General features: G+C 70.9%; 12 protein-coding genes and 1 pseudogene. 7 read left to right on the plus strand and 6 right to left on the minus strand.

What is annotated here, in order from left to right; genetic code table 11:
- Window positions 1-13 precede the first annotated feature (13 nt).
- Genes ACXJMZ_RS16035 through ACXJMZ_RS16050 form a run of 4 tightly spaced genes read right to left on the minus strand, consistent with a single transcriptional unit; the run spans window position 14 to window position 4,663 of the window.
- The gene (locus ACXJMZ_RS16035) at window positions 14-1,063 is read right to left on the minus strand and encodes a LacI family DNA-binding transcriptional regulator (RefSeq protein WP_457030710.1); all 1,050 of its coding nucleotides are present in this window, start codon (window positions 1,061-1,063) and stop codon (window positions 14-16) included.
- Between the two features lie 5 nt (window positions 1,064-1,068).
- Window positions 1,069-2,043: a carbohydrate ABC transporter permease gene (locus tag ACXJMZ_RS16040; RefSeq protein WP_457030711.1), complete on the minus strand. Its 975-nt coding sequence runs from the start codon at window positions 2,041-2,043 to the stop codon at window positions 1,069-1,071.
- Window positions 2,040-2,957, minus strand: a complete 918-nt coding sequence (locus ACXJMZ_RS16045; protein ID WP_457030712.1) for an ABC transporter permease — start codon at window positions 2,955-2,957, stop codon at window positions 2,040-2,042. Before ACXJMZ_RS16045 ends, ACXJMZ_RS16040 begins: the two co-directional genes overlap by 4 nt.
- Before the next feature lie 26 nt (window positions 2,958-2,983).
- Complete coding sequence (locus ACXJMZ_RS16050) at window positions 2,984-4,663, minus strand: ABC transporter substrate-binding protein (RefSeq protein WP_457030713.1); 1,680 nt, start codon at window positions 4,661-4,663, stop codon at window positions 2,984-2,986.
- A 161-nt stretch (window positions 4,664-4,824) separates the two neighbouring features.
- Between ACXJMZ_RS16050 and ACXJMZ_RS16055 the strand changes: the two genes are divergently transcribed.
- The 4 genes from ACXJMZ_RS16055 (at window position 4,825) to yicI (ending at window position 12,435) form a co-directional block, all read left to right on the plus strand.
- On the plus strand, window positions 4,825-7,656 hold the full coding sequence (locus ACXJMZ_RS16055; RefSeq protein WP_457030714.1) for a glycoside hydrolase family 3 C-terminal domain-containing protein: 2,832 nt from the start codon (window positions 4,825-4,827) through the stop codon (window positions 7,654-7,656).
- A gap of 89 nt (window positions 7,657-7,745) precedes the next feature.
- Entirely contained in the window at window positions 7,746-8,729 is a 984-nt protein-coding gene (locus tag ACXJMZ_RS16060) for an acetylxylan esterase (protein WP_457030715.1), read from the plus strand.
- An 8-nt stretch (window positions 8,730-8,737) separates the two neighbouring features.
- A complete protein-coding gene (locus ACXJMZ_RS16065) occupies window positions 8,738-10,156 on the plus strand; it encodes a GH1 family beta-glucosidase (protein WP_457030716.1) in 1,419 nt (472 codons plus the stop codon).
- Window positions 10,153-12,435, plus strand: coding sequence for an alpha-xylosidase (gene yicI / locus ACXJMZ_RS16070; RefSeq protein ID WP_457030717.1), 2,283 nt, complete (start codon window positions 10,153-10,155; stop codon window positions 12,433-12,435). The genes ACXJMZ_RS16065 and yicI overlap by 4 nt, the downstream gene beginning before the upstream one ends.
- Before the next feature lie 213 nt (window positions 12,436-12,648).
- Here the strand turns inward: yicI and ACXJMZ_RS16075 are convergent, their stop codons facing one another.
- On the minus strand, window positions 12,649-15,372 hold the full coding sequence (locus tag ACXJMZ_RS16075; RefSeq protein ID WP_457030718.1) for a beta-L-arabinofuranosidase domain-containing protein: 2,724 nt from the start codon (window positions 15,370-15,372) through the stop codon (window positions 12,649-12,651).
- Window positions 15,373-15,662: 290 nt separating this feature from the next.
- Between ACXJMZ_RS16075 and ACXJMZ_RS16080 the strand changes: the two genes are divergently transcribed.
- From ACXJMZ_RS16080 to ACXJMZ_RS16090, 3 genes and pseudogenes are all read left to right on the plus strand, one after another.
- A complete protein-coding gene (locus ACXJMZ_RS16080) occupies window positions 15,663-18,065 on the plus strand; it encodes a SpoIIE family protein phosphatase (RefSeq protein ID WP_457030746.1) in 2,403 nt (800 codons plus the stop codon).
- 142 nt (window positions 18,066-18,207) lie between these two features.
- Window positions 18,208-19,074, plus strand: a complete 867-nt coding sequence (locus ACXJMZ_RS16085; RefSeq protein WP_457030719.1) for an amidohydrolase family protein — start codon at window positions 18,208-18,210, stop codon at window positions 19,072-19,074.
- A gap of 41 nt (window positions 19,075-19,115) precedes the next feature.
- Window positions 19,116-19,637, plus strand: a pseudogene (locus tag ACXJMZ_RS16090) (lactate racemase domain-containing protein); the annotation flags it as partial.
- A 142-nt stretch (window positions 19,638-19,779) separates the two neighbouring features.
- On the opposite strand, the gene ACXJMZ_RS16095 reads toward ACXJMZ_RS16090, so the two are convergent.
- Window positions 19,780-20,418, minus strand: a complete 639-nt coding sequence (locus ACXJMZ_RS16095; RefSeq protein ID WP_457030720.1) for a FadR/GntR family transcriptional regulator — start codon at window positions 20,416-20,418, stop codon at window positions 19,780-19,782.
- Window positions 20,419-20,536: the final 118 nt, after the last annotated feature.

Consider the following 20,536-nt stretch of genomic DNA (forward strand, 5'->3'; position numbering starts at 1 on the left):
ATTCTGTTCGTGATCAGGGGTGGGAGCTTCGGCTCGGGGCCGGCGCGGTGCTCTCGCGGCTCACCAGGTCCGGTGCCAGCAGCCGCAGTTCATCCGTCGGCTGCACACCCTCGGTTGCCGCCGTGATCCTGGCCATCAGCTGCTCGACGGCGACCCGCCCGAGTTCCCCCTTCGGGCCGGTCACGGCCGTGAGCCGGGGCGTGTACTGCTCCGCGAGCGACTCGGGGCAGATGGCGACCACCGAGGCGTCCTCCGGGACGGTCCGCCCGCTGGCGCGCAGCAGGTCCAGCAGCGGACCGATCGCGCCCTCGTTCTGGACCACGAACCCGGTGGTCTCCGGGCGGTCGGCGAGGATCCTGGCCACGGTGCCCGCCGTGCTCTCGTACGTGCCCTCGCACGGCCGGTGCACGAAGCGCAGGCCACGCCGCTCCGCGCGCTCGCGGAAGCCGGTCAGGGTGCGCACGGCGTAGCCCGCGTGCCGCTCGTAGACGGCCCTGGCGTAGCCGACGAAGGCGACGTCCCGGTGGCCGAGGTCGGCCAGGTGGTCCGCGCAGAGCGCGCCCATGGTGGGGAAGTCGTGGTCGACGCAGGAGAGTCCGGCCGGGTCGTCCGGCCATCCGATGAGCACGGTCGGTGTGCCCTGGGCGCGGAGGACCGGGATGCGTTCGTCACCCACCCTGATGTCCATCAGGATCACCCCGTCGGCGAGTCCGCCGGCGGCGATCCGCCGCACCTCCTCGGGGCCTTCGTCGTTGGTCATCAGCAGGACGTTGTAGTCGTACTGACGGGCCGCCACCGTGACGGCGATGGCGATCTCCGTCATGATCGGCACGTACACGTCCACGTGCAGCGGTACCACCAGGGCGATCATGTGTGAGCGCTTGCCGGCCAGCGCCCGGGCGCCCGCGTTGGGGTGGTACCCGAGCTCCCGGACGGCTCGCTCGACGCGGCCGCGGGTCTCGTCCAGGATCGGGCGCTTCCCGCTGAGCGCGTAGCTGACGGTGCTTGCCGAGACTCCGGCGCGCCTGGCCACATCGGCGAGCGTCACGGGCCTGCTGGACATCCGGCTCAGCCCTTGATCGCGCCGGTGAGGACGCCGGTGCGCAGGTGCTTCTGCACGAACGGGTACACCATCACCAGCGGCACCAGGGTGAGGACCACGACCGCCATCTGCAGCGACAGCGGCGCGGTCTGCGCCTGGACGCTGCCGAAGCCCGCGTTGACGGAACCGGGCAGTCCGTTGCCCCGGTTGACGTAGGTCAGCAGCACGTACTGGAGCGGCCACTTCTCGGCGTCCGTCGGCATGTAGAGCATGACGTTGAAGAACGAGTTCCAGTAGCCCACCGCGTAGAAGAGCGCGGTCACGGCGGTGACGGCCCGTGAGGTGGGCAGCACGACGGACCACAGGATGCGCCACTCCCCCGCGCCGTCCATCCGGGCCGCGTCGATCAGTTCGGCGGAGGTGTCGGAGTAGAACGCGCGCAGCACCAGGATGTTGAAGACGGAGACCGCGCCCGGCAGGATCAGCGCCCACCACTGGCCGTAGCCGCCGAGCCCGGTGACCACCAGGAAGGTCGGGATGAGGCCGCCGCCCACGAACATCGTGACGATCAGCAGCACCAGGACGAAGCGGTGGCCGAGCGACCGCGGCCTGGACAGCCCGTAGGCGCACAGGATCGAGACGGCCATCGACACCCCCGTGCCGACCACGGTGATGCCCAGGCTCACCATCAGCGCGGTGACCACGGTCGAGTCGCTCAGCATCTGGCGGTACGCCTCGGTGGTCAGTCCGTCGGGCCAGATCACCAGCCCGCCGGCCCGGTTGACGGCCCCCGGGGTGGAAAAGCTGGTCAGCACGATGATCCAGAGCGGCACCAGGATGACGGCGAGCATCCCGCCGAGGGTCAGCCCCTTGGCCGCCTGGCCGACCGTGGTCGGCGGCTCCTCCCAGGGCGGGCGGGCGGCCCTGGCCCTGCGTCGGTCGGCCCTGGACGCCGTGTCGCGCTTGCCGTCCGTGCGTCCGATGGTGAGTACGTTCGTCATTTTCGGTACAACCCGTCGTCGCCGAAGGCGTGCGCCAGCCGGTTGGCACCCCAGATGAGCAGCAGCGAGATCACGCTCTTGAAGAGCCCGGCCGCCGTGCCGTAGCTGTAGTCGCCGGTGGCGATGCCGTAGTAGAAGGAGAAGGTGTCCAGTACGTCCGCCACGTCGTGACCGACGGCGTTCCGCTGGATCAGGAACTGCTCGAAGCCGACCGACAGCGCGTTGCCCAGGCGCAGCACCAGCATCAGCACGATCACTCCGCGCAGGCCCGGCAGCGTGATGTGCCACATCCGCCGGAGCCGTCCCGCGCCGTCCGCCGCCGCCGCCTCGTACAGCTCGTTGCTGATCGCGCTCAGCGCGGCGAGGAAGACGATGATCCCCCAGCCCGCCTCCTTCCAGATCGACTGGGAGGTGACCAGCAGCGCGAAGGTGTCCGGGTTGGTCATGATGTCCCAGGTACCGATGTCCTGCTGACGGAGGAACTGGTTGAGGGCGCCCGCACCGCCCAGCATCTGCTGGAAGATCGTGATGGCGAGCACCCACGAGAAGAAGTGCGGCAGGTAGGCGACGGACTGGATGAAGTTGCGGATCCGCTCGCTGAGCACCGTGTTGAGCAGCAGTGCCAGCCCGATCGGGATCGGGAAGAAGAGGATCAGCTGGACGAAGCTCAGGTACAGCGTGTTCGTCAGCGCGTGCCAGAACAGCGCGTCGCCGAACAGCCGGGAGAACTGGTCGAATCCGACCCACTCGCTCTGCCGGACCCCCACCAGCGGGTCGTACTCCTGGAACGCGGTGGCCAGGCCGAACAGCGGGAGGTAGTTGAACACCAGCAGCAGGACGACCGCGGGCACCGTCATCAGGATCAACGAACGGTCGCGGCGCAGCCGGTGGCGCAGACTCAGCCGCTCCCGCACCTCGGGGCGATCCGACCGTGCGGCACTCACAGGCCCGTGCCGTACTTGTTCAGCACGTTCTCGGTCATCCACCCCTTGAGCCGGTCGCCGCTGCTGGACTTCCAACTCGCTACTGCCGCCTGCACCTCCGAGACCTTCTTCTTGCCCCGGTAGCAGTCCTGGACGGTGTCCGACACGGCCTGGGCGGCTTCGGCCGTGGCCATCGCCTGCGGCATGCTGATGTTCATGCCCCAGAACGGCGGCTTGGTGAGGGCCTGCACGTTGTCGGCCTGCCAGGCCGACAGGTCCTTGGTGACGATGTCGCCGCCCGGGTTGCTGATCACGGCCGACGGGGAGGCCAGGAACGGGAAGGTCTGGCTCTGGACCGCCTTCTGGCCCTCGTCCGTGAAGGTGGGAACGCCGTTCACCCGGGTGTGGTGGACGCCCTCGACGCCGAAGTTGGCCATCGTGTACTCGGCCGAACCGTAGGGCGCGGCCAGGTAGTTGGCGACCGAGAGCAGCTCCTCGATCTGGGCGGGCTTCAGACTGGCGTTCAGGTAACTGAGTATGGCGGTCGAAGCACCCATGTAGACCACCGGCTTGCTCTTGCCGTCGGCGGCGAAGACGTTGAAGGCACCACGTCGGTAGTTCGGGTCCGCGGCGGTGCCGGCCTGATGGTCGCTCAGTTTCCAGACACCCGTGCCGCCACCGTCGATGAGCACCTTCCCGCTGTAGAAGCGGGTGGTGGCGTTGGCGTTGTCACCGGCCAGCGAGTCCGGGTGCACGTACCCGGAGGCGGCCAGCCGGTTGTGCCAGTCGAGAGCCTCCAGGAACTCCTGCGTCTCGAACAGGTGGACCAGCTTGCCGTTGTCCACCTTCCACTTGAGCGGGGCACCCCAGGCTGTGTACAGGTAGGTCCACAGGTCGCCGAAGGCCCAGACGCCGCGCTTGGCGTCGGTCAGCTCCTTGCCGAGGCTCATCAGGTCGTCGGCGGACTTGACCTGGCCGGCCTTGATCCCGCGCCCCTCCAGGATGTCCCGGCGGTAGAAGGTGGTGCCCGCGACGACGAACTTACTGGAGAAGCACGGGATGCCGTACAGCTTGTCGCCCCACACGCCGACCTGCCAGGCGCCGGTGGGTATCGCGGCCAGGTTCGGGTACTTCTTGATGTTGTCGCCGGACAGGTACGGGGTCAGGTCCGCGAGCTGGGTCCCGGCCAGCCCCCCGAGGTTGAAGTTGGGGTTCCACCAGCTGGGCAGCTGGATCCAGTCCGGCAGCTTCTTGGCGGCGGTCATGGTCGGCACGATGGTGGCGTAGTTGTTCCCGTCCGCCGGCTTCATGGTGAGCTCGACGCCCAGTGCCTTGTTCATGGCCTGGTAGAAGGCGTTGCCGGCCGGCGGGGCGGTCCCCCACAGCGGCGTGACCGCCGTGTAGCTGCCGCCCTTGCCGGGGACTCCGGAGACCGTGGTGACCGGGGCGGACGGGTAGCTGAGGTACGCGGGGTCGGTCGCCACGTCGGGGCCACCGACCACGGACGGGATGTCCGCCGCGCCGGCGGCGCTGGGCACATAGGCCGGCAGGGCCGCCTTGAGGCCCGCGTCGGTGTTCGTACCGGTCTTCCGGTCCGCACCTCCGCCACAGGCGGACAACAGCGGCGTCATCGCGGCGGCCCCCGCCACCGACACGGCGGCACTGACGAAGGTCCTGCGGTTCATCTCGGTTCTCATGGCGGAGTGGCCTTCCCGATCGGAACTGTCGAAGCGCTTGCGCGTTTCGGCGACACTAACGACGCGTTACGGGTTCGGCAATAGCCTGAACAAATCCGAAACCGGTAACTGCCAAGGGAGTTGACACAACTTCGGGATCGTGTCAGCGTCGAAGCGCTTCGATGAACGACCACAGCACTCAGCCTTCCGAGGGGTTGTCCCACGTGAGTTCCCTGTCCGCGTCCGCCGCTGACCTGCCGCTCTTCCGCGACCCCGCGCTCCCGCTGCGCAAGCGCATCGACGACCTGGTCGAACGCCTGACGTTCGACGAACGCCTCGCGCTGCTGCACCAGTACGCACCGGCCGTGCCGCGCCTGGGAGTTGCGTCCTTCCGCACCGGCAGCGAGGCCCTGCACGGCGTATCCTGGCTGGGGGTCGCCACGGTCTTCCCGCAGGCCGTCGGCCTCGGCGCCAGCTGGGACGAGGATCTGGTGCGCCGGGTCGCCGAGGCGGTCTCGGTCGAACTGCGCGCCTTCCACAGCCACCGCCCGCCGGTGCTGGCCCCCGATCGCGGCCCCAACAGCCTCCAGGCCTGGGCCCCCGTGCTGAACCTGCTGCGCGATCCGCGCTGGGGCCGCAACGAGGAGGGCTACTCCGAGGACCCGGTGCACACCGCCCGGGTCGGCGAGGCGTTCTGCCGGGGCCTCGCGGGCGACCACCCGACGTACCTGCGGACAGCCCCGGTGCTCAAGCACTTCCTCGCCTACAACAACGAGGACGACCGCTGCACCACCTCCTCCGGGCTGCGCCCGCGCGTGCTGCACGAGTACGACCTCGCCGCCTTCCGCCCCGTTGTCGCCTCCGGCGCCGCGACCGGCGCGATGGCCGCCTACAACCTGGTCAACGGCCGCCCCTGCCACGTGAGTCCGCTCATCGAGACGGAGCTGCGCCGCTGGGCACGGCCCACCGGCCACGAGCTGTTCGTGGTGAGCGACGCCGAGGCGCCCTCCAACCTGGTCGAGCTGGAGCACTACTTCGACGACCACGCCGAGTCCCACGGCGCCGCGCTCAAGGCCGGCATCGACAGCTTCACCGACCACGGCGAGGACAGTGAGACGATCGTCGGCCGGCTCCGCGAGGCGCTGGAGCGCGGCCTGATCGACCAGGAGGACGTGGATCGCGCCGTCCGCCGCCAGCTCGAACTGCGCTTCAGGCTCGGCGAGTTCGACCCCGAGCTGGACCCGTACGCCGGGATCGGCCCCGAGGTGATCAACAGCGCCGAGCACCGCGCCCTGGCCCGTCAGGCCGCGACCGAGTCGGTGGTGCTGCTCAAGAACGACGGCCTGCTGCCGCTCGATCCCGCCCGCGCCCCGCGGGTCGCCGTCATCGGCCCGCTCGCCGACACCCTCTGCGAGGACTGGTACAGCGGCACCCTGCCCTATCAGGTCACCGTCGCCGACGGACTCTCCGCCGTCCTGGCGGGCCACGGCGGCGAGGTGGTCCGGATGGAGGGCAGTGACCGGATCACGCTGCGCTCGCGCACCACCGGTGAACTCCTGGGCGGCGAAGCCCTGGACGTGACCGACTGGGGCCGCTCCATGCTGACCCTGCGCGCGGCCGGAACCGGCCGGTACCTGACCCTGAAGGACGACCACACCCTGGTCGCCGACCAGGAGCTGATCAAGAGCTGGTTCGTCCAGGAGACCTTCCGGGTGGAGCCGGCCGAGGACGGCACCGTGCTGGTGCGTTCGGTGTTCACCGGCCGCTACGCGGCCGTGGGCCCCGCCCCCCGCCGGGGGGCCGCCGCCGAGGCCCGGGCCGCCGCCGCGAGCGCGGACGTCGCCGTCGTGGTGCTCGGCAACCACCCGATGGTCAACGGCCGGGAGACCGAGGACCGCGTCGACCTCGCCCTGCCCGCAGGCCAGGAGGCGCTGCTGCGTGCCGTGCACGCCGTCCGCCCGGAGACCGCGCTGGTGGTGATGAGCAGTTACCCGTACGCCCTGGACTGGGCGGACGCCCACCTGCCCGCCGTGGCCTGGACCTCGCACGGCGGCCAGGAGACCGGGCACGCGCTGGCCGCGGTGCTGGTCGGCGCGGCGGAGCCCGCCGGGCGCCTCCCGCAGACCTGGTACCGGGGCGACGACCAGCTGCCGGAGCCGCTCGACTACGACATCATCAAGGCGGGCTGGACCTACCAGTACCACGAGACCGCGCCGCTCTACCCGTTCGGGCACGGGCTCTCCTACACCGAGTTCGCCCACCGGGAGTTGGGCCTCTCCGCCCCGTCGGTCGCCCAGGACGGCTCCGTCGATGTCACCCTGGCGGTGGCCAACACCGGTCACCGGGCGGGCAGTGAGGTGGTCCAGCTCTACGTCCGGGCCCTGGACGCCCGCTACCGGGCTCCCCGTCAGCGGCTCGTCGACTTCGCCAAGATCCGTCTGGAGCCGGGCGAGAGCCGGGAGTTGACGTTCCGTCTGCCGGCCGAGCGACTGGCCCACTGGGACGTCTCCACCGGAGCCTTCACCGTCGACCCCGGCGGCTACGAAATCACCGTCGCCCGCTCCGCCGAACACCCCGTCCTCACCGCGCCGCTCACCGTGACCGGGGCGGCCCCCGCCCCCCGGGTCCTGGTCGACCGGCGCACCCTGGCCGTCGACTTCGACGACCACACGGACATCGACATCGTCGACGTCAGCCGGACCGACGGCGACGCCGTCACCCCGGCCGACCCGGCCCGGCCCGCGACGCTGCACTTCCACGGCGTCGACCTCTCCGGCGCCGTCCGGGTGGAGGCCGAGATCGCCCGCCCGGAGGCCGGAGCCGGCCAAGCACGGCTCGAACTCCACGCCGGAGAGCTGCTGTTGGCGGAGATCGAGGTCCCGGTCACCGGCCACCACCACACCTGGGCGACCGTGCAGGCCGATTTCGCCGCCCCGTCGGCAGGCTTCCACGACCTCCGGCTGACGCTGCACGGCGGCTTCCGGCTGGCCGCCTTCGGCCTCCGGTCGGCCTGAGGCGCCTCCCAGACCGGCGGCCCGCCTCGAGGGTGGCGGGCCGCCACCTCTCTCACCCAGTGCCCAACCCATTCCGGAGGAAGCCCCCCATGCCGCTCACCGACTTCGACCTGGACGAACTGACCAACTATCGGCCGGAGTTGACCGCGCCGGGCGACTTCGACGCGTTCTGGCAGCGGACGCTCGCCGAAGCCCGGTCGTACGACTGCGGTGTCAAGGTCGACCGGGTCACCTCGCAGTACGCACTGCGCACCGTCGAGGTCGACGACGTGCGCTTCCCCGGCTGGAACGGCGAACCGGTGGCCGCCTGGCTGCTGCGCCCGGCCGGCGTGGACGGGCCCCTGCCGGTCGTCGTCACCTACATCGGCTACTGCGGCGGGCGCGGACTGCCCACCGAGCACCTGTTCTGGTCCGCCGCCGGCTACGCCCAACTCGTGGTCGACAGCCGGGGCCAGGGCCACGACACCCCCGACCGGACCGTCGGCGACGGCACGCAGTGGGTCGAGGGCTTCATGACCCGGGGCATCGACTCCCCCGAGAACTACTACTACCGGCGCCTGATCACCGACTGCGTACGCGCCGTCGACGCCGTCGCACAACTGCCCGGTCTGGACGTCGACCGGATCGTGGTGACCGGCGGCAGCCAGGGTGGCGGGCTGGCGCTCGCCGTCGCCGGCCTCAGCGGTGACCGCGTCGCGGCGGTGATGCCCGACGTACCGTTCCTCTGCCACTTCCGCCACGCCGTGCAGATCGCCGGCGAGGGGCCGTACCCGGAGATCGCCAAGTACCTGCGCTGGCACAGCCGGCACCGGGTGACGCCGGCCTTCGAGACCCTCGACTACTTCGACGGCGTGCACTTCGCCCAACGGGCCACCGCCCCGGCCCTGTTCAGCGTCGGCCTGATGGACCCGATCTGTCCGCCCTCCACGGTCTACGCCGCCTACAACCGCTACGCCGGCCAGGACCGCACGATGACCGTCTGGCCCTTCGCCGACCACGGCGGCGGCTGCGGCTCCACGCCGCCGACCCAGCTCGCCTGGCTGCACGAGCACGACCTGGCTCCGGAGCTCTGACCGCCGCCGTGACCGACTCCTGCGCTCCGGCCGCACACCCCTTCCCGGAGCTTCCCACCGGGTTCCGTTTCGGCGCCGCGACCGCCGCCTACCAGATCGAGGGAGCCCACGACCAGGACGGCCGCGGCCCGTCCATCTGGGACACCTTCAGCCACACGCCCGGCCGTACGCTCGGCGGCGCCACCGGCGACACGGCCTGCGACCACTACCACCGCTACCCGGAGGACGTCGCCCTGCTGCGCGAACTGGGCGTGGACAGCTACCGCTTGTCCATCGCCTGGCCCCGCCTGCTGCCCCAGGGCACCGGACCGGTGAACGCCAAGGGCCTGGACTTCTACGACCGCCTGATCGACGAGTTGCTGGCCGCCGGGGTCGCTCCCGCCGTCACCCTCTACCACTGGGACCTGCCCCAGGCCCTGGAGGACCGAGGCGGCTGGCGGGTCCGGGAGACCGCCGAGGCGTTCGCGGAGTACGCGGCCCTCGCCGCCGAGCACTACGGGGACCGGGTGGAGCGCTGGATCACCCTCAACGAGCCGTACTGCTCGGCCTTCGTGGGCTACGCCGAGGGCCGCCACGCACCCGGCGCCCAGGAGGGGCGCGGCGCGCTCGCGGCCGCGCACCACCTGCTGGTCGGCCACGGCCTCGCGGTCCGCGAGCTACGGGCCGCGGGCGCCCGCGAGGTCGGGATCACCCTCAACCTCGACCGCATCCACACCGTCTCCTCGCTCCCCGAGGACCGCGCCGCCCTGCGCCGCGCCGAAGTCCTCCACAACGAGGTCTGGACCGAGCCGCTGCTCGCCGGACGTTACCCCGCGCAGGAGGCCGAGACCTGGGCCGGTCTGGCCGACGGCCCCTGGCGCCTGCCGGGCGACCTCGAACTGATCGGCGTCCCACTGGACTTCCTCGGCGTCAACTTCTACCGCCCGGTGACCGTCGCCGCCGCCCCGTACCGCACGGCCGATCCCGAACTCCGTACGGCCGTGGACATCGGCCTCACCGAGCTGAACCCGTACCGGACCCGGTACACCACCATGGGCTGGCCCGTCGTCCCGGAGGCGCTCACCGAGCTGCTCTGCGGACTCCACGCCCGCTACCCGCAGCTTCCGCCGGTCTGGATCACCGAGAACGGCTGCGCCGAGATCGACACCGTCGGCTCCGACGGCGTGGTCCACGACGTCAAGCGGATCGACTACCTCGCGGACCACCTGGCCGCCGTCGCCGACGCGATCGCCGCCGGGGTCGACATCCGCGGCTACTACGTGTGGTCCCTCATGGACAACTACGAATGGGCGCGTGGCTACAGCCAGCGCTTCGGCCTGGTCCACGTCGACCAGGAAACCCTGACCCGAACGCCCAAGGACAGCTACCACTGGTACCGGGGCCTGATCACCGCGCACCGCGCGCGGACAGAGGAACCTGCCCGATGAAATTCACCGACGGCTACTGGCTGATGCGCCCGGGTGTCACCGCGCGCTACGCCGCCGAGGTCGCGGACGTCCGGTCCGACGAGCACCGGATGACCCTCTACGCGCCGGTGAAGCACGTCGTCCGGCGCGGCGACACGCTCAACAGCCCGCTGCTGACCGTCGAGTGCTGGTCCCCGGCCGAGGGCGTGATCGGGGTCCGCACCACCCACCACGCCGGATCGGTGCGGCGCGGACCGGAGTTCGCACTGCCCGGGGCGGAGCAGGGCGTCGGCAAGGTGCGCCGGGACGGGGAGGCGGTGGAGCTCACCGCTGGCGAGCTGACCCTGCGGGTGGACGCCTCCCAGCCGTGGCGCCTGGAGTTCACGGCCGACGGACGGACGCTGACCACGGTGGGCGAGCGCGGCACGGGCTTCGTCACCGACGCCGGGGGCCGGCACTTCATGCTGGGCCAACTCTCCCTGGATGTCGGCGAGTTGGTGTACGGACTGGGAGAACGGTTCACACCGTTCGTCCGGAACGGTCAGGTGGTGGACATCTGGCAGGCCGACGGCGGCACAAGCAGTGAGCAGTCCTACAAGAACATCCCGTTCCACCTGACCAACCGGGGCTACGGCGTCTTCGTCAACCACCCCGGCAAGGTCAGCTACGAGGTCGGCTCCGAGGCGGTCGGCCAGGTCCAGTTCAGCGTCGAGGACCAGTCGCTCGAGTACTTCGTGGTGTACGGGCCGACGCCCAAGCAGATCCTGGAGCGCTACACCGCGCTGACCGGCCGCCCCGCCCTGCCGCCGGCCTGGGCGCTGGGCCTGTGGCTGACCACCTCCTTCACCACCGAGTACGACGAGGCGACCGTCAACCGCTTCGTCGGCGGCATGGCCGAGCGCGGCATCCCGCTGAGCGTCTTCCACTTCGACTGCTTCTGGATGCGCGAGTACCAGTGGTCCGACTTCGACTGGGACTCCGACACCTTCCCCGACCCGGCCGGCATGCTGGCCCGGCTCAAGCAGCAGGGGTTGCGGATCTCCGCCTGGATCAACCCCTACATCGCGCAGAAGTCGGCGCTGTTCCAGGAGGGCAGGCGCGAGGGCTATCTGGTGCGCCGCCCGGACGGCAGCGTCTGGCAGTGGGACCTGTGGCAGCCGGGCATGGCGCTGGTGGACTTCACCAACCCCACCGCGTGCGACTGGTACACCGGCAAGCTGCGCACCCTGCTGGCCCAGGGAGTGGACTGCTTCAAGACCGACTTCGGCGAGCGCATCCCCACCGACGTGGTCTGGCACGACGGTTCCGACCCGGAGCGGATGCACAACTACTACACCCACCTGTACAACCGGGCCGTCTTCGAGCTGCTGCGCGAGGAGCGCGGGGAGGGTGAGGCGCTGCTCTTCGCCCGTTCCGCCACCGCCGGCGGCCAGCAGTACCCGGTGCACTGGGGCGGCGACTGCGAGTCCCACTTCAACGCCATGGCGGAGTCGCTGCGCGGCGGACTCTCCCTCGGCCTGTCCGGCTTCGGCTTCTGGAGCCACGACATCGGCGGCTTCGAGGGCACGCCGACGCCGACGGTGTTCAAGCGCTGGGTACAGTTCGGCCTGCTCTCCTCGCACAGCCGCCTGCACGGCTCCAAGTCCTACCGCGTGCCGTGGGACTACGGCGAGGAGGCGGTCGAGGTCACCCGCGAGTTCACCCTGCTCAAGCACCGCCTCGCCCCCTACCTGCAACGCGCGGCCCAGCAGGCGCACGCCACCGGCATCCCGGTGATGCGCGCCATGGTGCTGGAGTTCCCCGACGACCCCGCCGCAGCCACCCTCGACCGCCAGTACATGCTCGGCGAGGACCTGCTCGTCGCCCCGGTCTTCACCGACGACGGCACGGTCGACTACTACGTCCCCGAGGGCACCTGGACCAACATCCTGACCGGGGATCAACTCACCGGCCCGCGCTGGGTCCGCGAGCAGCACGACTTCCACACCCTGCCGCTGCTCGCCCGCCCCGACTCCGTCATCCCGCTCGGCGCCGACGACCAACACCCGGTCTCCGCCTGGGCGGACGGCGTCGAACTGCGGGTCCACGCCTTCGCCGAAGGCGCAGAACGCACCGTGGTGATCCCACGCTCCGACGGCCCCGGCGAGGCGGCCCGCTTCCACCTGCGCCGCGACGGTGACCGCCTGCGGGTGACCACCGACAGCCCGCACCCGTGGCAGCTCCGGATCGGCGGCCCGGACGGCGCCCTGCACACCCATCCGGCGGGCACTACGGAGTCCGAACTCCCGTACCCCGCCTGAGCCCCACCACGATCCGGGAAGCGCCATGGAGATCCTGACCAAGCTACACCTGACTGCCCGTCAACTCGATGCCCTGTTCCTCGTCCTCTCGGTCATCGAGGGCACCGGGTGGGACAAGGCGGGCGACCGCCTGTCACCCACCGCCACGGCGGCGCTGCGCCGTGAGTCCCGCCGATCGCCGGGGACCGGCCTTCGGCGGGACCCGACGCCGGGTCAGATGAACCGCCACAGGTGGTCGTTGGTGCCGTTGTCGTCCCAGAGGACGGCCTGGGCTCCCTGGGCGGTGGAAGCGCCGGAGAGGCCGAGGACGCGGCCGCCGTTGGCGCACTGGATCCTGAAGGTGTCGCCGCCGCCGTGGCGCAGGCGCCACCGGTGGTCGGCGGCGCCGTTGTCCGCCCACTGGACGATCCGGGCGCCGTTGGCGGTGCCGCCGATCTCCACGGCGAGGACCTTGCTGCTGTGGGAGTTGCGCAGGCGCAGGTAGCCGCCGGTGTCGAGGACGGCCGTCCAGAGGTGGTCGGCGGTGCCGTTGTCGTCCCACTGGACGGCGAGGCCGCCGTCGGCGGTGGACATGTCCTGCACCCCGAGGACCCGCCCGCTGGCGACGTTCTGGATGCGCCTGGCACCGTCGGGAGCGAACTGCCACTGGCCGGAGAGTGCCCCGGCGTCGGGCACCTGTACGGCTGCGGCGCCGTTGGCGGTGGAGCCGCCCGCGATGCCGAGCAGCTTGCTGGTGTGAACGTTCTGGAGCTTGTGGTAGCCGTTGCCGGCATCGACGACGGTCCACCGGTGGTCGGCCGTCCCGGAGTCGGCCCACTGGAGGATCGCGGCGTTGTCGGCGGTGGACATGTCCTTCACGCCGAGCACTTTGCCGCTGTTGAGGTTGCGCAGCCGCAGTGCGGTGCCGTCGACGACGAGGGCCCAGTTGTGGTCGGCGGTGCCGGAGTCGGTCCACTGCAGGGCGAGGCCGCCGTCGGCGGTGGACATGTTCTGGATGCCCAGGACGAGTCCGCTGGCCGCGTTGACGAGACGGAAGCCGGGACTGTCGGTCCGCCAGTAGACGGTGTAGTTGAAGCCCTGGGCGTCGTGGAACGGGGCGAGGTTGACCGTCGCCCCGTCGGCGGTGGCCGTGAAGGCGAGGGCGGTGCTGCTGGTCCGGGTGATCGAGGAGGCGTTCAGGGCCGGGAGGGCGGACAGTGCGGTGCTGCCGTAGTTGCCGGCCAGCACGGCGGGGCCGTAAGTGACTGCCGCGACACCGGGGTTGTCGTTGGCGGCCTGGAGGGCCACCCGCATGGGGAGCTTCACGGTGACGGTGTCACCCGAGGTCCAGGACCGGGTGAGGGTGGCGTAGCTGCCGGGGTTGGCCGTGACGCTCTGGACGACGCCGTTGACACTGACGGTGGCGCCCGAGGTCCACCCGGGGATGCGGACGCGCATCGACCAGGACCCGCCGACGCTCCCGGTGACCTTGAGCGTCGTGGTGTCCTCGGCCGGGTAGGCGGTGGTCTGGGTGACCGTGATGCCTCGCTCGGTCCAGTTCAGGACGGACGGGAGGTACAGGTTCACCGTCAGGGTGGTGCCGTCGTGGAAGTAGACGGAGTCCATCAGCTTGGTGTTGGACTCCACGCCCGTTCCCTGGCAGCACCAGAACGTGCCGTAGTCGGTGCTCCAGGTACCGCCGCCCCAGGCCGGTCCCACGCCGCGGCGCCCGCCCGGGTTGAGCGGGGTGAAGTAGGTGATGTGTCCGTGCGGGTCGGCCGGGTTCTGGGCGCCGATGACATGGTTGATCAGCGCCTTCTCGTAGAAGTCGAAGTACGACGCCCGGTCGGGGTCCAGCTGCCACAACTCCCTGGTCAGCTTGAGCATGTTGTAGGAGTTGCAGAGCTCGCAGGTGTCGGTGACGAGGAAGCCGGAGATGGCGTTCGGAGCCCGGAAGTGCTCCGCCTGGCTGTTGCCGCCGATGGCGTAGGTGTGCGAGCCGGTGGCGATCGCCCAGGCGTTGGTGGCGATGTCTCGGTAGCGGGTCGTCCCGGTGGCCTTGTACTCGCGCACGGCCCCGATCCACTTGGGCACCTGCGTGTTGGCGTGCAGGCCGTTCAGCTGGTCCAGGTTCGCGGCGAGGGGGTCGAAGACCGCGGCGTGGTCGAACCGCTGAGCGGTGGTCAGCCACCGTGCGTCGCCGGTCTGTTGGTAGAGGTCGGCCAGCACCTCGTTCATCCCGCCGAACTCGACGCCCATCAACGACTGCATCGTGCTGCGGCTGAGCGGGGCGGTGCGCCGGTCGACCCAGCCGGCGAGCGCGAGGAGCACGTCGCGGGCCTGCGTGCTGCCCATGAGGCGCCACACGTCGAGCAGACCCGCCATGGTCTTGTGGATGCAGTAGTACGGGACGTTGCCGTTGGTCAGCCGGCCGGCCTCGAGGCTGGTGAAGTCGGCCTCGGGGAAGCCCGAGAGGTAGCCGACGGAGAAGCCGGCAGCGGCGTTGTTGGCCTGGCACTTGGCGAGTTCGGCCACCATGCGGTCGGCCTTGTCGCGGCAGACGGTGTCCCCGAGCGCGGCGTAGGCCTGGGCCCACGCCGTGAGGAAGTGGCCCTGCACGTGGGTGCGGAAGGGGAACGACGGGTCGTCCCAACCGCCGGTCGGGGCAGCGGCGTTGGTGGAGAGCCGGTGGTTGGCCCGGAAGTTGTACAGCAGGCGGTCGACGTCGACGAAGCGGAGGTAGGCCAGCGTCCGGTTCTGGTTGTCGAGCCATCGGCTGCTGGTGAGCCGGACCTGACCCAGGTCGAACGGGACCGTCGACACTCCGACGTCGGACCTGACCGGCGCGGTCTCCGCCGAGGCGTCGGCGGAGCCGAGGACAGGGCCGGCGGCTGCGGCCACGGCCGCGACGCCGGTCGCCTTGATCACGGTACGACGACTGAGGGGGTGAGCCGGCATGGCGAACTCCGTGGTCCGTAAGAGAAGAGGTGGGGGGAGGCGCTGCACGGCGATGCGCCGTCTTCCGTGCGGGGCATGCGTCACCGGCTCGGGAAAGTTTCGGTGCGGCGCCCGTCTTGTTGCACGAGTGTTAACGCTCACAATTGACGTGTCAATACTTTCGGCGGCATGCCGGCCGTGCCGTCCCACCACCGGAGCGCGTGCGGCGGGGGCCGGTCCTAGTCTGAAAGCAGCGCTGGACTCCCGTTCCGGCGTGCACGGCTGCCCGGACGGAGGCGTGGCACGTGGAGATGGCAGACAAGCAGGACGCTCCTATCGCTGTTGTCGCAACGGACCCGGACGGCGTGGTGAGCAGCTGGAGCGAGGCCGGGACGCAGTTACTGGGTTGGACGGCGGCGGAGACCGTCGGGCGCCCAGTCGCCGGCCTGTTCGTCGACCCCCCGCCCGGGCTCCCCGGCACCGGTCCCACGGGTGTGCTCGCCCTGCGCCACCGGGACGGTTCAACCGTGGACGCCGTCGTGGCGGCTCATGTCCTGCACGGCCCCGACGGCCGGCCCCTGGGCCACGCCATGACCGTCCAGCGCTGGGGCCGCCGCCCCGTGATCGCCGACCGGGCCTTGGAACAGTGCCCTTTCGCGCTGGGGGTCTACGATCCCGAACTGCGCTTCCTGTGGGTCAACACCGCCGCCTGCGCGGTGATGGCGCACTCCGAGGAACAGGTCCTCGGCGAGAAGTACCGCGAGCTGTTCCCCGAACTGGACGACACGGCGTACACCAACAGGCTCGCCGAGGTGGCCAGGACGGGCGAACCCGCGCGGCTGATCACGGTCTTCCGACCGCTCGGCAGCACCCACGCCAACGCCTGGGCCACCAGCATGTGGCCCGTCCGGGACGCCGAGGGAACGGTCCGTGCGGTCGCCAACTGGGGATTCGACATGAGCGCCGAGTACTACGCCCGGCAGCGTCTGCTCGTCCTCAACGAGGCCAGCAGCGGAATCGGCCGGACCCTCGACGTCATCAGCACGGCCCGGGAACTGGCCACCACCTCGCTGCCGGGATTCGCCGACCACGTCACGGTCGACCTCTTCGACGAGGTGCTCCGCGGGGACGAACCGCCCCTGTCCGCCGCGTTCACCGTCGGCGGGACCATCGCCCTCAGCCGTGCCGCGCGGCACGGCACGAAGGATGACGCCGACCGGCCTCCCGGGCCCACCACGCCGGTCCGCTACCCTCCCGATTCCGTCGCCGCCCGTTGCCTGGCCACCGGCGGGTCCACGGTGCAGCTCGCCGCCGAGCCCAGCCAGGGCGGCGAATGGGGCTTCGGCCCCGGGCTCGCCGCCGACCCGGCCCACTGGCCCCCGGGCAACCCGTTGATCGACGCGTCCATCGCCGCAGAGGGCCTGACCGGCCGGATCACCGTGCCGCTCCGGGCGCGCGACGCCCTGCTCGGCGTGGTCGCGTTCGCCCGCACCGACCGGCCCGAGACCTTCACCGCCGATGACCTGATCCTCGCCGAGGAGCTGACCGCCAAGGCGGCCGTCGCCATCGACAACGCCCGCCGGTTCACCCGTGAGCACACCACCGCGCTGACCCTGCAACGCAGTCTGCTGCCGCAGCGGCTGCCGGTCCAGGAGACGATCGAGGTGGCCTCCGGCTACCTGCCCGCCGGAGCCGGTGCGGGAGTGGGCGGTGACTGGTTCGACGTCATTCCGCTGTCCGGCGCCCGGGTCGCCCTGGTCGTCGGCGACGTCGTCGGCCACGGTCTGCACGCCTCGGCCAGCATGGGCCGACTGCGCACGGCGGTCCGCACCCTGGCCGACGTGGACCTGCCGCCCGACGAACTGCTGACCCACCTGGACGACCTGGTCATGCACTTCCCCAGCGACCTCCAGCCCGAGAACCACTTCGAGGCGACCGGCGAGTCCGGCGCCACCTGCCTGTACGCCGTCTACGATCCGGTCTCCCGCCGCTGCTCGCTGGCGAGCGCGGGCCACCCGCTGCCGCTGGTCGTAGCGCCGGACGGCACCCTGATCCCGGTCACCGCACAGCCGGGACCACCACTCGGCGTCGGTGGGCTCCCGTTCGAGGCCACCGAGTTCGAACTGCCCGAGCGCAGCCTGCTCGCCCTCTACACCGACGGACTGGTGCAGAGCCGCAAGCGCGACATCGACCATGGGACCGCCGAACTGTTCAGCGTCCTCAACCAGCCGGCCGCCTCCCTCGACGCACTCTGCGACACGGCCATGACGGCCATGCTCCCCGACCACCGGACCGACGACGCCGCCCTACTGCTCGCCCGCACCCACGCGATGGCCTCCGAGCACGTCGCCGACTGGGACATCGAGCCCGACGTCGCGCAGGTACAGCACGCCAGGCAGATCACCACCGACCGGCTGGCGGCCTGGGGGCTGGAGGAGGCGGCGTTCGTCACCGAGCTGGTCGTCAGCGAGCTGGTCACCAACGCCATCAAGTACGGCGAGCCGCCGATCCGGCTGCGACTGATTCGCAACACCTCGCTGATCTGCGAGGTCTCGGACGCCAGCGACACCACCCCGCACCTGCGCCGGGCGCGTTCCTTCGACGAGGGCGGCCGGGGCCTGATGCTGGTCGCCCAGCTCACCCAGGGCTGGGGCACCCGGCACACCACCAACGGCAAGACGATCTGGTGCGCGCAGACGCTGACCTCACCGTGATCTCGCCTCACCATACATAGGATGTATGAGCAGCCATATCCCTGGTGATCTCGGGAAATACGGCACTGGCTCCCCAATACATAGGATGTCCTGTTACGCTCCGGCCCCGGAGAGCAGTAGGTGGCCACCAGGGAGCGAGCGCATGAGACCGACCAGGACCGACGCCCATCACCACCTCTGGGACCTGACGCGACGTCCGCAGGGCTGGCTCGACGGGCCCGACATGGCAGCCGTCCGACGGGACTTCACGACGGACGACCTCGCGGCGGACGCCGAGGCCGCCGGCGTGGACCGGACCGTCCTGGTGCAGGTCCTGCCCGACATCGAGGAGACCGCGGAGTTCCTGGCGCTGGCGGCCACCCACGACCCGATCGCGGGTGTGGTCGGCTGGGCGGACCTGACCTCCGGTCAGCTGCCGGAGACGCTGGCCGGGCTGCGCGGCGGCGCGGGCGGCGAGTTCCTCGTCGGCCTTCGCCACCTGGTGCAGGCCGAGGCGGACCCCGACTGGCTGGACCGCCCCGACGTGCGGCGCGGCCTGCGGGTGGTGGCCGACGCCGGGCTCGCGTACGACCTGCTCACCCTGCCGTCCCAACTCCCCGCCGCCATCCGCACCGTACGCGCCCTGCCCGAGCTCCGCTTCGTCCTGGACCACCTGTCCAAGCCGCCGATCGCCGCCGGGACGCTGGAGCCCTGGGCCACCCGGGTCCGCGAACTCGCTGCCGAACCCAACGTCTTCTGCAAGCTCTCGGGCATGGTCACCGAGGCCGGCCCCGGCTGGACCGCCGCCGATCTGCGCCCGTACGCCGACGTGGTGCTGGACGCCTTCGGCCCGGAGCGGGTGATGTTCGGCTCCGACTGGCCGGTCTGCCTGCTGCGCGCCTCCTACGCCGAAGTCACCGCCGCCGCAGAGGACTTGACCGCCGAACTGACGGCGGACGAGCGCGCCCAGGTCTTCGACGGCACCGCCGCCCGAGCCTACGGGCTCACCCCCAGGAAGGACGTGCAGTGAAGGTTCGCCTGGCCTACAGTGAGTGCGGCCTCGACCTCGAGGTGGACCCGTCCAGGACCACAGTCGTCGAGCCGGTCCACCACCGGGCCGCCCCCGACCAGGTGGAAACCCTGCGGACCGCCCTGCGCGATCCGGTCGCCGGACCGCCGCTGCGGCAGCGGGTACGGCCGGGGCAGACGGTGGCGATCTCGGCCTGCGACGGGACCCGGCCACAGCCGCGCCACCTGATGATTCCCGCCGTGCTCGCCGAACTCGAGGGCATCGTCCGGCTGGAGGACGTGGTGATCCTGGTCGCCACCGGCACGCACCGCGGCAACACCGACGCCGAGCTGCGGCAGATGTTCGGCGCCGAGATCGTGGACACCGTACGGATCGTCAACCACGATGCCCGCGACGCCTCGCAGCTCACCTGGATGGGCACCTACGGCAAGGACGTGCCGATCTGGCTGAACCGCGCCTGGGCCGAGGCGGACGTGCGGATCACCACCGGGTTCGTCGAGCCACACTTCTTCGCCGGCTTCTCCGGGGGCCCCAAGCTGGTCGCGCCCGGGCTGGCCGCGCTGGAGACCGTACTCGTGCTGCACGACGCGGCCCGGATCGGCGACCCGCGCGCGACCTGGGGGGTCATTCACGGCAACCCGGTGCACGACGACGTCCGGCTCATCGCCGAGGCCACCGGCGTGACCTTCGCCCTCGATGTGGTGCTCAATCGGGACAAGTCGCCACCGCCTGTGCCAGTGTGGTCAGTTGGGCCGCCGGTCCTACCACCGCCGGGTCGAGTTCGATGCGCACCGAGTCGCCCAGGTCGCGCACCCGCACCTGCTCGGACCGCAGCCCGGCACGGTCGAGCGACTCCCGTACCGCCAGCGTGGCCAGGGTCTCGTTGCCGGTGGCCCGGATGACCGCCCGGTGGAAGGCGGCGTCGTGACGGTTCAACAGTTCCACGTCGTCCCGAGCATCGCGCATGGCCGACAGGTGACGCTCCACCTCGACGAGGTCCTCGTGGGTGACGCGGGTCGCGGCCAGACCGGTGGCGACCGGCTCGAAGAGCCTGCGGACCTCCGTCAGCTCCAGGACCGTGTCCCCTTGCAGCAGTTCGACCGCGCCGCCGAGGCCCTCCAGCAGCAGGCCGGGCGCCAGGCTGGTCACGTAGGTGCCGTCGCCTCGCCGGATCTCCAGGACCCGTGCGACGACGAGCGTCTTGACCGCCTCACGCATCAGGTTCCGCGACAGACCGAGCTCGGCCGCGAGCTGCTGTTCGGGAGGGAGTTTGGCCCCGGGCCGCAGCTCACCGTCCCGGATCAGCTGACGGATGCGGGCGATGGCTCTGTCGGTCAGTGACACGGCGTCAACCTGACAGGTGATCCGATGTCTGGAAAGAGAAGCCATCATTCGCCGGGATGCCCCCGCTGTCCTACTTGGGCCAACTCACCACTCTGACCTGCCAGTTCACAATCCGCTC

This window comes from Kitasatospora sp. P5_F3, assembly GCF_054049135.1.